Origin of the sequence: Bradyrhizobium sp. ORS 278, from assembly GCF_000026145.1 — a bacterium.
Taxonomy (GTDB): Bacteria; Pseudomonadota; Alphaproteobacteria; order Rhizobiales; family Xanthobacteraceae; genus Bradyrhizobium.
Window position 1 is genome coordinate 3,776,552 of record NC_009445.1, and the last position, 13,482, is coordinate 3,790,033.

Sequence of the window (13,482 nt, forward strand, 5' to 3'; positions counted from 1 at the left end):
CCTTCGCCGCGCCGAAGTAACTCGTATCGTTTGAGCGCTGTAGCTCGACCTCCTCAGCATGCTCCGCGTCAAAACGGATTCGCCGGCTGTGCGCGCTTCGGGCCTTCCGGCTTCGGTTCGATCGAGAGGCTGGAATCGGTCGGCATCACGCGGGCGCCGGCGGCGCGGGCGACCTGCCCGGTCGTGGAGTGGCGGGCGGCCTCGGCGGATTTGATCTCGGGTGGATGCCAGCGGTCGCGAACCAGCATGATGAGCGCGCTCACGCAGATCAGCGCGATCGCCGCTGAAGCCAGCGCCAGTCCGATTCTGTGGCGAGGCGTGCCTGTACCCATCCGTCATCCTCCATGCGGCGGATAACCCGCCGCCCGAGAGGTCGGTTCCGATCAAGCCGGCTGCGCGCGCGATCAGTTCCGGTCGCGTCCGGCAGCGGCATCGGCGGCGGGGCCGAGCAGGGAGGGGCCTTGCGGGGGCGTGCTGATCGTCCCGGTGGTCGTGTTCACAGGCGGAGGAGGCGTGGCCGCCATCTCCACACCGACCTCGCGGCCGCGGCCGCCGATCAGTCGCTCATAGGCCGAGATCAGCGTCATATAGGGATTGACCCAGATCCAGCCGTCACGCGTGAACAATTGGACGTCGAAATGCAGATGGCGCGTGGTGCCGTTGGGGTGATCGAGATAGTTCGACACAACGCCGATCGGCTCGCCCTCGCGCAAGACGCGGCCGTTGAGCAAACCGTCATTGTCCATCGCGGTCGGGTTCATGTGCATGTAGCGGAAGCGGATGTGCTCGGTGCCGGTGTTGACCTGGATGATCGCGCCCTGCTGCCTGGCGCTCCGGATCACGACGCCGTCGCGGACCGCGAGCACGCGCTGCCGCCACGGATCGCAACCCTCGGGACCGTCGCGGCGCATCGGGCAGGTTCCAGGCCTGAGATCCTGGCCCTGATGGCCCAGGCCGCTGGCGCACTGGCCGACGTTGAAGTCGCGCGCCTCGCAGAAATTGTCGCGCCAGGGATATTGGCTCCAGGGCTGGTCGAGCTTGTCGCTGGCGCGCCTTCGGCCGAACGACTGCGAATGCACATAGGCGGGCGCGTCGAGCGGAAAGCGGATCTGCGAATAGGCGGTCGGATCGGCGCGGCCGCCCTGGCCGCGCGCGCCCGAGTTCATGACGATGTCGCCGACCGGACGATAGGTGAAATCGGGATCGAACGTCGCGGGCCGTTCGACGGCGACCGGCGTGATCGCCGGCGCGCTGCGGGACGGCTGTCCACCGGTGACGCGCAGCGCTTTCAGGAAACGCTCGGCGATCGGATAGGCTTCGCGGCAGGCCAGGCGCTTCGGCCGGGGTGCGCTGTCGAGGCACTGGATCGAGACCACATAGGGCACGCCGAAGCGGGTGAAGGCGTAGCGGACATAGCCCTCGCGGATGAAGCGGCGCAGATCGGGATATTGCGCCGACAGCACCTTGACCGCCTCGCCCTTGCCGCCGGCGGGATCGGCAATGTCGTAGGTGATGATCGAGCCGGTGATCTGTATCTCGACGGGCCTCGCGAAGATGCGCGAGGGCAGGCCTGAGGTCACGTCCGGCGCGAGCGAGAACACCGCATCGTAGCCGGACGGACCGGCGTCGAACAGATCGGTCCGGAAGTCGGCCTGGTAGCGCGGCAAGGTCTGCGGATCGATCGCGCCGCGACGGCGGGCGCCGAGATAGGCCGACGTGTCGAACGGCAGCAGAACGGGGACCGGACTGCGTCCGATCCCCGTGAAGATGGCGGAGGTCACACCGTTGAGCTGGGCCAATGCGGGCCGCCCGCGCTGATCATCGCTGTCGACGCCGCGCGGGCGCGCTGCCGTCGCGAAGTCGGCGGCGACATCGGGGTCCGTATTGAGCTCGGAGCGAAGCTGGTCGAGCGCAGCCCGCCAGTCGGCGCGTTGCAGCGAGATGGCCGGCGGGGCGAAGGAGTCGGTCGCGCGCGCCCCGAAGGTCGCGGGCAGCGTGATCACCGCAGCAAGGGCCGCGGTGATAAAGGTGATCCTTGCCCCCAATCCCCCGCGCCCCCCGGCGTCAGATCATGCCATCTCCGCCTGCATCATGCGTCAGTCCTTGGCGCGCTCGCAATAGGAGCCGTCCTCGGTCATCACAACGATGCGGGTGCCGACGGTAATGTGCGGCGGCACGCCGGTGCGGACGCCGTTGGAGAGCACGGCCGGCTTGTACGATGACGACGCGGTCTGGCCCTTGGTGACCGGCTCGGTCTCGACGACCTCCAGCGTGACGCGCTGCGGCAGCGCGATCGAGACGGGGTTGGTGTCGTGCATCGACAGCTTGACGGTCATGTTCTCCTGGAGATACGCCGCCTGCGTGCCGACGACGTCCTTCGGCACCTGGACCTGGTCGTAGGTCTCCGGGTTCATGAAGTGGAAGCCGTCCTGGTCTTCGTACAGGTAGGTGTAGTTGCGCTCTTCGATCGTGGCCTTCTCGACCTGGTCGGTGGTCTTGTAGCGCTCGGAGATCTTCACGCCGTCGCTGATTCGGCGCATTTCGATCTGGCTGACCGGGGTGCCCTTGCCGGGATGGATGTTCTCGGCGCTGACGACAACGTAAAGCTTGCCGTCTTGCTCAATGACGTTACCCTTGCGAATAGAGCTGGCGATGACTTTCAAAGCTGTTTTTCCTGATCTTGGGGCCCGGCAACGGGCAGAGCCGGGCGGCGGTCGGACGCCGGGTGCGGTTTCGGGGCGCAACATACTGATTTTGTCCGAGCTTGCCAGTCTTTTGGCGACCGCATGACAGGCCAGGAGCCATCCCCGTCGCCCTGGTGGTCGCCGCAGCGACATGCCGATGTCAGGCCATTCCTGCAGGCCCGGGCCGCCATCACGCGCGCCCTTCGGGGGTGGTTCGAGGAGCAGGGGTTCACCGAGGTCGAAACCGGCATCCTCCAGCTGTCCCCAGGCAACGAGACCCATCTGCACGCGCCAGCGACCGCGCTGATGGCGGCTGACGGGGTCCAACATAAAAGGTACTTGAGAACCTCTCCGGAGTTTGCCTGCAAGAAGCTGCTGGCGGCGGGGGAGCGGCGGATCTTCGAATTTGCCCGGGTGTTCCGCGACCGCGAGCGCGGCGACCTGCATCTGCCCGAATTTACGATGCTGGAATGGTACCGGGCCGAGGCGCCGTACGACGCCATCATGGCCGACACCGTGGTGGTGATCGCCCATGCCGCGCAGGCCACCGGGATCAGGCAGTTCGCCTTCCGCGGCCGCACCGCCGATCCCTATGCCGAGCCCGAGCTGCTGACCGTGGCCGGCGCCTTCGAGCGTCATGCCGGCATCGACCTGCTGGCGACGATCCGCGACCGGACCGGCGACCGCGACGCGCTGGCGGCGGCCGCGCGGGGCAAGATCCGCATCGGCGCGGACGACACCTGGTCGGACCTGTTCAGCAAGGTGCTGGTCGAGCACATCGAGCCGCAGCTGGGCAACAAGCGGGTGACGGTGCTGTATGAATATCCCTCGCCGGAGGCCGCGCTGGCGCGGGTCGCGGCGGATCCGCGCGTGGCCGAGCGGTTCGAGGTCTATGCCTGCGGCGTCGAGCTCGCCAATGGCTTCGGCGAGCTGACGGACGCGCTCGAGCAGCGGCGGCGGTTCGAACTGGAGATGGCAGAGAAGCAGCGGCGCTATGGCGAGCGCTATCCGCTCGATGAGGATTTCCTCGCCGCCGTGGCCGCGATGCCGCAGGCGAGCGGGGTGGCGCTCGGCTTCGACCGGCTGGTGATGCTGGCGGCCGGCGCGGTCAGGATCGATCAGGTGGTTTGGACGCCGCCGGCAGGTGAGCAGCGATGAACAGGATCGAACGGCCGACGACGTTGCGCAGCGCGGCCGATCTCGTCGCACAAGGCCTGGCCGATCCGGGCGAGCAGGCGACGCTCGAACGCGTGGCGCAGCGTTATGCTGTCGCGGTGACGACGCATCTGGCGGATCTGATCGACAGCGACGATCCCGACGATCCGATCGCGCGCCAGTTCGTGCCGTCGGCGGACGAGCTGGTCGGGGCGCCCGGCGAGCGCGGCGATCCCATCGGCGACGATGCGCATGCGCCGGTGCCGGGCATCGTGCACCGCTATCCGGACCGCGTGCTGCTCAAGCTGGTGCATGTCTGCGCGGTGTATTGCCGGTTCTGCTTTCGCCGCGAGATGGTCGGGCCGGGCAAGGACAACGCGCTGTCCGAGGACGCCTATTGCGGCGCGCTCGACTACATCCGCGCGCATGGCGAGATCTGGGAGGTGATCCTCACCGGCGGCGATCCGCTGATGCTGTCGCCGCGGCGGCTGGCGGAGATCATGGCCGATCTCGCGGCGATCGAGCACGTCAGGATCATCCGCATCCATACCCGGCTGCCGGTCGCCGATCCCGCCCGCATCACGCCGGGGCTGGTGGAGGCGCTGAAGGTGAAGGGCGCGGCCATTTGGGTCGCGCTGCACGCCAACCATCCGCGCGAGCTCAGCCCGGACGTGCGCGCCGCCTGCGCGCGGCTGGTCGACGCAGGCATTCCGCTGGTCAGCCAGTCGGTGCTGCTGCGTGGCGTCAATGACGACGCGGCGACCTTGGAGGCCTTGATGCGCGCCTTCGTCGAGACCCGCATCAAGCCCTATTACCTGCACCATGGCGATCTCGCGCCCGGCACCGCGCATCTGCGCACCACCCTCGCCGAAGGACAGGCGCTGATTCGGGCGTTGCGCGGCCGGGTGTCCGGCCTCTGCCAGCCCGACTACGTGCTCGACATTCCCGGCGGGTACGGCAAGGCACCGGTCGGACCGCAATACATCACTGCCGAGGAATCTGTTGCGCAGGATCATGCCGCGGCTGCGCAAACGCGCTATCGTGTGGTTGACTATTGCGGCGAGGCGCACCTCTATCCGCCCGCTGGGGAATGAAGTGATCGGCTGATTCCGCTGACACGGAGGAGCAACATGAAGACACTTGCGATGAAGCCACTTCTGACGAAGACACTTCCGATCGCGATGGGGCTCCTGATCTTGGTCGCCAACGGCGCGGTGCTGGCGCAGGGCAGCGGCTCGGGCGGCGGGTCGAAAAGCGGTGCATCGTCTCAGGCGCCCGTCGGGCACCGTCAGGTCCGCCCGAGCGATCTGCCCAAGGCCGAGCAGGCCGAGGACAGCTCGATGAGCAGTGCGAGCAAGGAAGACCGCGAGCTCGACCGCAAGATCAAGAGCATCTGTCGCGGCTGCTGACACCTTGCAAAGCGGCGCGCGCGAGGCGAGCCGCTTTGCTGTTTGAAGCTTGCTAAGCCGAGCGCTCGCGCAGGGAATCGCGACGCTTTACCCGCCGCGCGGCGACAGCCTGGGCCAGTTGCTCCAAGACGTCCACCGTCGTGTCCCAGCCGATGCAGCCGTCGGTGATGCTCTGGCCATAGGTCAGCGGCACGCCCGGCTTGACGTCCTGACGGCCGGCGACGAGATGGCTCTCGATCATCACGCCCATGATGCGCTGCTCGCCATTCGCCAGCTGGCCGGCGATGTCGGCGGCCACCAGCGGCTGGTTCTCCGGCTTCTTGCTCGAATTGGCGTGGCTGGTGTCGATCATCAGCCGCGCCGGCAGGCCGGCTTTCACGAGCTCAGCGGAGGCCTGCTCGACATGGGCCGCGTCGTAGTTCGGGCCGGCGCCGCCGCGCAGGATGATGTGGCAGTCCTCGTTGCCGGTGGTCGCCGCGATGCCTGAGCGGCCGCCCTTGGTCACCGCCATGAAATGATGCGGATGCGCGGCCGATTTTACGGCGTCGGCGGCGATGCGGATGTTGCCGTCGGTACCGTTCTTGAAGCCCACCGGGCAGGACAGGCCTGAGGCGAGCTCGCGATGGATCTGGCTCTCGGTGGTGCGCGCGCCGATCGCGGCCCAGGCGACGAGGTCGGCGATGTATTGCGGCGTGGTCATGTCGAGGAATTCGCAGCCCGCCGGCAGGCCGAGATTGTTCACGGCCGAGAGCACGTTGCGCGCCAGCCGCAGGCCCTTGTTGATGTCGAAGGAATTGTCGAGGTCGGGATCGTTGATCAGGCCCTTCCAGCCGACCGTCGTGCGCGGCTTCTCGAAATACACCCGCATCACGATCTCCAGCCGATCACCGAGGCGCTCGCGCAAGGCAGCGAGGCGGCCGGCGTAGTCCAGCGCGGCTTTGGGATCATGGATGGAGCAGGGGCCGACGATGACCAGAAGGCGGTCGTCGGTGCCGGTCAGGATGGCGTGGATGGCATTGCGCGCGGCCATCACGACGCGCGTGGCGGTGAGGGTGCGCGGAATCTCGCCCATCACCTCCACGGGCAGGCTCAATTCCTTGATTTCCTTGATGCGAAGATCGTCTGTCGTACTCAGCACGGCGGGCTCCTGTGTCGGGTGAAGGGCACCTGCCGGCAATAAAAAAGCCGCCAGGTCTGGCGGCTTGTTCGGATATCTTGCTGCAATGTGTCAGATTGAGCGCGATCCTCCCGCCGCCAGCGAGCTGTCGTAGCTAAAGTACCAATAATAGCTGGTGGCGGCGTTGATCATGGAGGTCCTATAGCGGTCGCGGCGCGGATTGTCATCCCAAAAATGGAAACTCAGCTGCCTCAGGCGTTTCGCGCCGCGAGCGCCATGCCGATCATCGACAGGCCGCCGAACAGCAGATTGATGCCGACCAGAAGGCCGATCGCCCAGGTTGCGGTGCCGGGCAGACCGGAAATGATGATGCCGGCTATGGCGATATCGACGAGTCCTGAGATCGCGAGCCAGGACCAGCGGCCGGACAATTCGCGCCGGTGCTCGAGCGCGTACATGATGGTGGCGACGCCCTCGGCGAGGAAATAGACGCCGATCACGACGGTGAGGGTGAGCGTGCCCTGGATCGGCTGGGCCACCAGGATCAATCCGGCGAGGATGGCGAGCACCGCCGAGAGCAGCGACCACCAGAAGCCGGGCATGCCGCGGGCCCAGAAGGTCAGCGCGAGGCCGGCGATGCCCGAGATCAAGAACATCCAGCCGAGGAAGATCGTGACCGCAAGGCTCGCCAGCGGGGTGAGAACCACGGCGAGCAGGCCGAGCACCGCCAGCAGGATGCCCTCGACGAGGAAGGCTTTCCAATGCGCGCGCACGGCCGCGCCCATCCTCGACCTCACGCGCTCGAGCTCGGGCGGAATCGTATCCTGCGGTAGCGTCATCGATCGTCACTCCGGCACGGTCGCGCGCTGGACGCGGCGCCTGCTGCTCACGCAGATGGTGTGGAACCACGGTCCGGACAAGCGCCCGAGCCGCGTTTCAATGCAATCCAGGCCTGCGGTGGGCCTTAGGCCGTGGTCCGCATCCGGTTGCGGCCGAACACATAGATGGTCGTTGTGACAATCAGGAGGGCCACGCCAAGGACGATCGCGGTGAGCCCGAGGGGAACAAGCACGCCGGCGATGTTGCGATCGGGGTTGAGCAGCCAGTGCCGGACCGAGGTCAGCACGAAGCCGAGACCGATGAAGCCGGCGGCGCCGCCGAGCAGCAGCAGCGCCCACATCCGGCGCAGCTGGCTGAGTCGGGCCTTGGCCATCTCGGTACGCGGTGTGTGGTGATGGGCGACGCGGCGCACCAGCCGCACCGCGAGTGCGATCGACGAGAAGCCGATCAGGACGCTGACGGCACCGAGCCAGAGCCGCGAGGTCGGATCGAGGTTGGATGCGCGCTGCAGCAGCAGCAGCGGATAGTCGAATGCCGCATGCAGCATCACGGGCGCCGCCAGCACCAGCGCCCAGCTCGACATCCGCGCCCAGTCGCGATTGTGCCGGTTCGCACCGAGCGCGGTGGATGTGCGGGCGATCGCGAGGTAGGCGCCGGCAATGATGCCGAGCGCGCCGTGGAAGGGGACGGTGAGCACGCTGCGCAGGATCGCCAGCGAGCGCCACATCTCCGCATGCTGGACGAGATAAGCGAGGTTCTCATAGGCCGCAAAGCCGAGCCCGACGGCCGCGCCATAGAACACGGTGTCCATGGCATTGCCGACCTGCCTGCGCCGCGACCAAAGCACAGCGATCACCGCGACCTTGGCGATCTCCTCCGGCAGCGCAACGCTGAACAGCGCCCGGACGGCCTGCGCGAGCCAGGGATTTTCGATCCCCAGACCGACGTTCTGGAACGGCGCCCTGACGATGCCGAGCAGAAGCACGCTGGCTGCGCCGAGCAGGAAGGCGGTCCAGATCTTGAGCGGCGGACCGGAATTGTCGCCAGCAGCGACCACCAGCCACAGGATCAGGAGCGCGGGTGCAATCGCTGCGGTTCCGACCACTGTCGCGAGCGCTTCGAGCAGGTTCATTTGCGACGGCAGGTAGGCCATGGTCTCCAATCATCGATGCCGCTGGCGGAACCGGTCATCACCTCCCGCGAGGCTTGGGTCTAAGATCAGTTCGCAACCGCGGCGTAAGACCTACATGTCGGCAACGATGGCCGTTCATCAAGGCGTCGATTGCGCAAATCCCGCTTGGCAGGCTGTCTGTGGCCAGCGGGAAGGCCCAGGAGCGATCGCCTCAGCGAATCCGGGAGCCCCTCGACGGAGCTGAGTCGCCGTCTCGCGTCGGCTGCCGCGGCTCGGCCGGCGTCCAGATGTCGGTGCGTCCGGGTGCCGGCGCCTGAGCGGTTGTCGGCGTTTCGACGCAGCTCAGCCGTGGGGTCGGATCAGCGACGCGCCGGCACTCCAAGCCCTCGGCAGAGGCGGCTTGGCTAATAGCCAACGTCGCAAGGACAAGCGCAAGAATTCTCATGGTGCCCCTCGTCTTCCGTGTGGCGCGGCTTGTGAACGATCCGAGCCTCACCTCACTCACAGTCAGAAATCTCAAATCTGAAATCCCGACGTAAACCCGGGCGCGATCCGCCGCGCCGGCGATGCCTGCCATAGTTCGCCGCGAAAGTGTGCAAATGTTTGGCCAATCTCGCCGAGATTTGGATTTCTCTGCCGGAGTTTACGTGCGAATGCGGCGCATTGCTCGCAATACGAGCGCGCTGCTGGTCAGTTAGCATCGCGCTGGTCCCGGGCCCTTTCGACCTGAATTGCTCGCGCGGCATGCCGGGAACCATGCTCACGCCCTGATCTGGATCAACGAACGCCTTGCATAACTGGGCTTTTGTCCCATCCGGAACAAACCTTTAGGGGCGCGCCGCAACGCTGGCGCTGGCCGCCGGGCAGGGGAAGGACGACCAGGTGAAGAACTACGACCGCTATTTCGACCATGCCCTCGATCAGCTCCACCAGGAGCGCCGCTACCGCGTGTTCGCCGACCTCGAGCGCCGTGCCGGCCGGTTTCCGCACGCGATCTGGCATTCGCCCGAAGGTCCGCGGGATGTGGTGATCTGGTGCTCCAACGATTATCTCGGGATGGGACAGCATCCGAAGGTGATCGGCGCGATGGTCGATGTGGCCGCGCGCATGGGCACCGGCGCGGGCGGCACCCGAAACATCGCCGGCACCAACCACCCGCTGGTCGAGCTCGAACGCGAGCTCGCCGATCTCCACGGCAAGGAGGCGGCGCTGGTGTTCACCTCGGGCTACGTCTCCAACGAGACCGGTATCTCGACGATCGCCAAGCTGTTGTCGAATTGCCTGCTGCTGTCCGACGCGCTGAACCACAATTCGATGATCGAAGGCGTGCGCAAGGCCGGCACGGAGAAGCAGGTGTGGCGGCACAATGATCTGGCGCACCTCGAGGAGCTGCTGCAGGCGGCCGATCCCGACCGGCCCAAGCTGATCGTCTGCGAGAGTCTGTATTCGATGGACGGTGATGTCGCGCCCCTGCATCGGATCTGCGATCTCGCCGATCGCTACGGCGCGTTGACCTATGTCGACGAGGTCCATGCTGTCGGCATGTATGGCCCGCGTGGCGGCGGCATTGCCGAGCGCGACGGCGCGATGGCCCGCATCGATATCCTTGAAGGCACCCTGGCGAAAGCGTTCGGCTGCCTGGGCGGCTACATCGCCGCCAATGCCAATTTGATCGATGCCGTCAGGTCCTACGCCCCGGGCTTCATTTTCACTACGGCCCTGCCGCCGCCGGTCTGCGCCGCGGCAACCGCCGCGATCCGGCATCTGAAGACCTCGCAATGGGAGCGCGACCGGCATCAGGACCGTGCCGCCCGGCTCAAGGCGGTGCTGAACGCGTCAGGCTTGCCGGTGATGCCTTCGGATACTCACATCGTCCCGGTCCATGTCGGCGATCCCGAGAAGTGCAAGAGCGCCTCCGACCTGCTCCTGGCAGAGCACGGCATCTACATCCAGCCGATCAACTACCCGACGGTACCGCGCGGTCTGGAGCGGCTGCGGATCACCCCGTCGCCGTACCATGATGATGGCCTGATCGATGCGCTGGCGGAAGCGCTGGTCGACGTCTGGGACCGGCTCGGCCTGCCGCGCGCCGCGCAGGCGATGGCCGCGGAGTAGGTCTGTCCGACTGTTTTGTCAGGCGACCCTGTCAAGTTTGATCTGCCGCAATGCCGCCCGCGCCCGCGCGGGCGTAATCTTTTCTGAAGAGGGGAACATGCCGGTTCGGCAGGACCCGGCCGGCGCAAAGAGGCAGCCATGGCAAAGATCATCGAGGCGCTGCTGCAGGAGCACGAGAATCTCGAGAAGCTTCTCGCTGTGCTCGAGCACGAGCTGGAGCTGTTCGATCACAATCGGCGGCCCGATTACGACATCCTGCAGAGCATCATTGCCTATTTCGAGGACTATCCGCAGCGCTGCCATCATCCCAAGGAGGAGATGATCTTCAGCAAGCTCCGCGCGCGCGATGCGGCGGCGGCTGCGACCTATGGCGATGTCGACGACGAGCATGAGGCCGAGGCGCGACGGCTGCGCGGCTTTGCCGAGGCGGTCAATGCCGTGCTGGCAGACCAGGAGATCCTGCGCGAGAGCTTCCACGCCGCCGTTCTTGAGTTCATCGACAGCCAGCGCGAGCACCTGCGCAAGGAGGAAACGCTGCTGTTTCCGGCCGCCTTGCGCGCGCTGCAGCCGGAGGACTGGGCCGACATCGACGCCCGCATGTCCGACGAGAAGGACCCGCTGTTCGACGGCGAGGTCGCCGAGAAATTCCACAATCTGGAGCGGACGATCCTGCGCTGGGAGCAGGAGGCGGAGCAGGCACGCGCCGCGGCGGGCTGAGGGACACTCTGTCTCACGGACGCTTTGTCCCAACTGCACCTGAAATGCAGAGGGCTATAGTTCCTCCGTGTGGGGGGCAGGCACTCTTTTACGGAGTTGGCTATGACCGCGTTGAATACAGGGCTGAAGCCGGTCCGGGCGAAGCTGGCCGGGCGGGGCGCGGAGCGGAATGGGCCGGCGCAGACACCGATGTCGCAGCAGAGCGCGTTCGGCTGCCACGGCTATGACATTCATCCGCAGGAATTCGTCCGTCTGTCCGGCTGCCAGGAGCTGAAGCTGCGCCGCCAGAAAAAGCGGGCCCTGTTGCTGACCTGATAGTGCGCTGAGCCGACACTCCGTCGCCGCGCAATCTCGCGGCGCTTTTGCGCGTCTCGATTTGCACCCCAGCCCTGCTGGTCCGGAGCGGCGCACGTTCGCAGGGATGTTCGTGGCTCGGCTGTAAGAGCGTTAAGTTAAGCTCTCGTTAACCAAGTCGCGCCACCCTGATCGCACTCGACCCCAGGAGTGCGACGGAACCGGACGGCCGGAGCCGGCAGTCGCGACAAGAGGCCGGCGGCGTAATGCCCGCCGGCCTTTTTGCGTGGGCTTTTCAGCGGAGGAGGCCACGGCGCTTGCTCAGTTGCGCCGCGCCAGCGAGCGCAGGAAGCCCTGGTATTCCTCGTTCAACTCCATGTCGACCGCCGGCGCCAGCCGCAGCAGCACATTCGCGATGAACGCCTGATCGTTGCGCGGCTCCTCCAGGACTTCGCGCAGCACCGGAACGTTGTCCTCGATGTGGTGCAGGAAGGCGACGCCCTTCTCGGCTGTCTCGGTCCAGCGCGCCCGCGTCCATTTCGCCAGCGGATACATGACCTCGTGGATGAAGTTGGACTTGCGCGCCTTCTCGAAGAAGCGAAGGCCCGCGCTCCAGTTCTCCTTGGCGCGCAGAGGCGGCGGCGGCAGATCGCCGGTCAGCATCTTCTTGCCGGCCTGGCCGACGAAATCGTCCAGTGTGGTCGGCGCATCGATCGTGGCGCGGAAGTGCCACAGCGCGAACGAGCCCGGGAAATCCTGGCCCATCCGGTCGAGCAGGGCGGTCTCGACCTTGTCGACGGCGGCCTTGTCGCCCTTCAGCGACGCTGTCATGGCGAAGGCGAACAGCGCATCGTTGGCGACCTCGTGCACGCCGCCGGTCTTGAGCTGCGCGGCCGACAAGGTCGGCGTCTTGCCGTCCGCCGGCACCGTGGCGTCACCGGCGCGCTGCGCCTTGATGAAGGCGGTGATCTCCAGCCATCCCATCAGATTGGCGACGAAGCCATCGGGATCGACATGGACGATGGCGAGGTTGAGCGGCTCCTTGCGTGTCCTCAGCTCCGTCATGTCGGTCATATCTCACTCCGTCGCCGCAGTTCGCCGGCTCGCTGCCAGCTCTGTCGCTTTCGCGACAAAGGCGGCGTGATCGGCGATGTCTTCAAGGCAGGGCAGCAAGAAGGGTGCCATCGTTTTTGACACTCGCCGGCGCGCGATGCGGCCGGAACGAGTCTTGCTCAGTTCGTTGTGGACGATTGCATCGCAAGCCCGAGGAGACGCCCCGCATGTTCACGCGCGTTTGCAAGGCCGAAACGATCGACGAAGGCGGCATGCGTCTCGTCATCGCCGACGCCCAGCTGATCATCCTGGCCTGGCCCGACAATGGTGAGCTCAAGGCCTTCCAGGGCGTGTGCCCGCATACCGCCGCGCCGATGGAGGAGGCGGGCTTCGACGGCCGGCTGCTGAGCTGTCCCGTGCACAACTGGACCTGGGACGCACTGACCGGAGAGCCTGTCCATCCGCCGGAGAGCGCCCTGGCCGAGTATCCCCTGAAGGTCGAGGACGGCATCGTCTATATCGACACTGACGGCATCTCGCCGCTGTTTGCGGCGCGTTGAGCATGGCTGCCGGCGGCAGGTAAAGACGGTTACGGGCGGCTTGCCCGGGCGGGCAAACGCCTCTATACGTTCGGCGCGCGCGGCGCGGAATCATGGCCGATGGTTCAGCCGGCCTTTCAGGTCATGGTCGCAAGACACTGATTTGTTGATGGTTTTCAAAGAAGCGCGCAAACGGCGATAGCGCCATGGCCCTGTGCCTCCGCGGTATCGTGCGTCGTGCTCCCTTCGTCTATCGGTTAGGACGCCACCCTTTCACGGTGGAGAGAGCGGTTCGATTCCGCTAGGGAGCGCCAGTGCCACCCTTCGATCGTTGGAATCACTCAGCTTTTTGTGCCTTTCCCCAAACGAACCGAAGGGGTTTGGGGAATTCTGTTCGGCTTGTGATCCTCCAGCTTGACGGTCGCGC

14 protein-coding genes and 1 tRNA gene are annotated in these 13,482 nt (G+C 66.2%); 8 read left to right on the forward strand and 7 right to left on the reverse strand.

All coding sequences use genetic code 11. The features are described from left to right. Nucleotides 1–68 precede the first annotated feature (68 nt). From BRADO_RS16735 to efp, 3 genes are all read right to left on the reverse strand, one after another. Nucleotides 69–332 carry a hypothetical protein gene (locus BRADO_RS16735; RefSeq protein WP_011926508.1) on the reverse strand — a complete coding sequence of 88 codons (264 nt, stop codon included), beginning with the start codon at nucleotides 330–332 and terminating at the stop codon, nucleotides 69–71. A gap of 72 nt (nucleotides 333–404) precedes the next feature. Further along, a complete protein-coding gene (locus tag BRADO_RS16740; protein WP_011926509.1) occupies nucleotides 405–2,045 on the reverse strand; it encodes a M23 family metallopeptidase in 1,641 nt (546 codons plus the stop codon). Between the two features lie 51 nt (nucleotides 2,046–2,096). Next, nucleotides 2,097–2,663 carry an elongation factor P gene (gene efp, locus BRADO_RS16745; RefSeq protein ID WP_011926510.1) on the reverse strand — a complete coding sequence of 189 codons (567 nt, stop codon included), beginning with the start codon at nucleotides 2,661–2,663 and terminating at the stop codon, nucleotides 2,097–2,099. A 123-nt stretch (nucleotides 2,664–2,786) separates the two neighbouring features. Here efp and epmA point away from each other — a divergent pair, with 123 nt between their 5' ends. The 3 genes from epmA to BRADO_RS16760 are packed head-to-tail and all read left to right on the forward strand — an operon-like array spanning nucleotide 2,787 to nucleotide 5,248. After that, a complete protein-coding gene (gene epmA, locus BRADO_RS16750) occupies nucleotides 2,787–3,842 on the forward strand; it encodes an EF-P lysine aminoacylase EpmA (protein ID WP_011926511.1) in 1,056 nt (351 codons plus the stop codon). Beyond that, a complete protein-coding gene (locus BRADO_RS16755) occupies nucleotides 3,839–4,933 on the forward strand; it encodes a lysine-2,3-aminomutase-like protein (RefSeq protein ID WP_011926512.1) in 1,095 nt (364 codons plus the stop codon). Before epmA ends, BRADO_RS16755 begins: the two co-directional genes overlap by 4 nt. Nucleotides 4,934–4,969: 36 nt before the next feature. Continuing rightward, nucleotides 4,970–5,248: a hypothetical protein gene (locus tag BRADO_RS16760; protein WP_011926513.1), complete on the forward strand. Its 279-nt coding sequence runs from the start codon at nucleotides 4,970–4,972 to the stop codon at nucleotides 5,246–5,248. A gap of 52 nt (nucleotides 5,249–5,300) precedes the next feature. On the opposite strand, the gene BRADO_RS16765 is transcribed toward BRADO_RS16760, so the two are convergent. From BRADO_RS16765 to BRADO_RS16775, 3 genes are all read right to left on the reverse strand, one after another. Continuing rightward, nucleotides 5,301–6,386, reverse strand: coding sequence for a 3-deoxy-7-phosphoheptulonate synthase (locus tag BRADO_RS16765; RefSeq protein ID WP_011926514.1), 1,086 nt, complete (start codon nucleotides 6,384–6,386; stop codon nucleotides 5,301–5,303). 230 nt (nucleotides 6,387–6,616) lie between these two features. Further along, nucleotides 6,617–7,204 carry an HdeD family acid-resistance protein gene (locus BRADO_RS16770; RefSeq protein ID WP_011926515.1) on the reverse strand — a complete coding sequence of 196 codons (588 nt, stop codon included), beginning with the start codon at nucleotides 7,202–7,204 and terminating at the stop codon, nucleotides 6,617–6,619. Between the two features lie 125 nt (nucleotides 7,205–7,329). After that, nucleotides 7,330–8,358, reverse strand: coding sequence for a PrsW family intramembrane metalloprotease (locus BRADO_RS16775; protein WP_011926516.1), 1,029 nt, complete (start codon nucleotides 8,356–8,358; stop codon nucleotides 7,330–7,332). Between the two features lie 861 nt (nucleotides 8,359–9,219). Between BRADO_RS16775 and hemA the strand changes: the two genes are divergently transcribed. The 3 genes from hemA to BRADO_RS16790 all read left to right on the forward strand — a co-directional run bounded on the left by hemA (nucleotide 9,220) and on the right by BRADO_RS16790 (nucleotide 11,484). Beyond that, entirely contained in the window at nucleotides 9,220–10,452 is a 1,233-nt protein-coding gene (gene hemA, locus BRADO_RS16780; protein ID WP_011926517.1) for a 5-aminolevulinate synthase, read from the forward strand. A 138-nt stretch (nucleotides 10,453–10,590) separates the two neighbouring features. Continuing rightward, complete coding sequence (locus BRADO_RS16785; protein ID WP_011926518.1) at nucleotides 10,591–11,169, forward strand: hemerythrin domain-containing protein; 579 nt, start codon at nucleotides 10,591–10,593, stop codon at nucleotides 11,167–11,169. Between the two features lie 102 nt (nucleotides 11,170–11,271). Continuing rightward, nucleotides 11,272–11,484, forward strand: coding sequence for a hypothetical protein (locus BRADO_RS16790; protein WP_011926519.1), 213 nt, complete (start codon nucleotides 11,272–11,274; stop codon nucleotides 11,482–11,484). Between the two features lie 300 nt (nucleotides 11,485–11,784). On the opposite strand, the gene BRADO_RS16795 is transcribed toward BRADO_RS16790, so the two are convergent. Further along, nucleotides 11,785–12,537, reverse strand: coding sequence for a hypothetical protein (locus BRADO_RS16795; protein WP_011926520.1), 753 nt, complete (start codon nucleotides 12,535–12,537; stop codon nucleotides 11,785–11,787). A gap of 206 nt (nucleotides 12,538–12,743) precedes the next feature. On the opposite strand from BRADO_RS16795, the gene BRADO_RS16800 reads away from it, so the two are divergent. Together BRADO_RS16800 and BRADO_RS16805 are read left to right on the forward strand one after the other, a co-directional pair. Beyond that, a complete protein-coding gene (locus tag BRADO_RS16800) occupies nucleotides 12,744–13,076 on the forward strand; it encodes a Rieske 2Fe-2S domain-containing protein (protein ID WP_011926521.1) in 333 nt (110 codons plus the stop codon). 218 nt (nucleotides 13,077–13,294) lie between these two features. Next, a tRNA-Glu gene (locus BRADO_RS16805) sits at nucleotides 13,295–13,369 on the forward strand. Nucleotides 13,370–13,482 lie beyond the last annotated feature (113 nt).

Coding starts and splice junctions, on each gene's coding strand:
- BRADO_RS16735 (WP_011926508.1), bottom strand. CDS start 332: ATGGGTACAGGCACGCCTCGCCACAGAATCGGACTGGCGCTGGCTTCA.
- epmA (WP_011926511.1), top strand. CDS start 2,787: ATGACAGGCCAGGAGCCATCCCCGTCGCCCTGGTGGTCGCCGCAGCGA.
- BRADO_RS16770 (WP_011926515.1), bottom strand. CDS start 7,204: ATGACGCTACCGCAGGATACGATTCCGCCCGAGCTCGAGCGCGTGAGG.
- BRADO_RS16800 (WP_011926521.1), top strand. CDS start 12,744: ATGTTCACGCGCGTTTGCAAGGCCGAAACGATCGACGAAGGCGGCATG.
- BRADO_RS16795 (WP_011926520.1), bottom strand. CDS start 12,537: ATGACCGACATGACGGAGCTGAGGACACGCAAGGAGCCGCTCAACCTC.
- BRADO_RS16775 (WP_011926516.1), bottom strand. CDS start 8,358: ATGGCCTACCTGCCGTCGCAAATGAACCTGCTCGAAGCGCTCGCGACA.
- BRADO_RS16785 (WP_011926518.1), top strand. CDS start 10,591: ATGGCAAAGATCATCGAGGCGCTGCTGCAGGAGCACGAGAATCTCGAG.
- BRADO_RS16755 (WP_011926512.1), top strand. CDS start 3,839: ATGAACAGGATCGAACGGCCGACGACGTTGCGCAGCGCGGCCGATCTC.
- BRADO_RS16790 (WP_011926519.1), top strand. CDS start 11,272: ATGACCGCGTTGAATACAGGGCTGAAGCCGGTCCGGGCGAAGCTGGCC.
- BRADO_RS16760 (WP_011926513.1), top strand. CDS start 4,970: ATGAAGACACTTGCGATGAAGCCACTTCTGACGAAGACACTTCCGATC.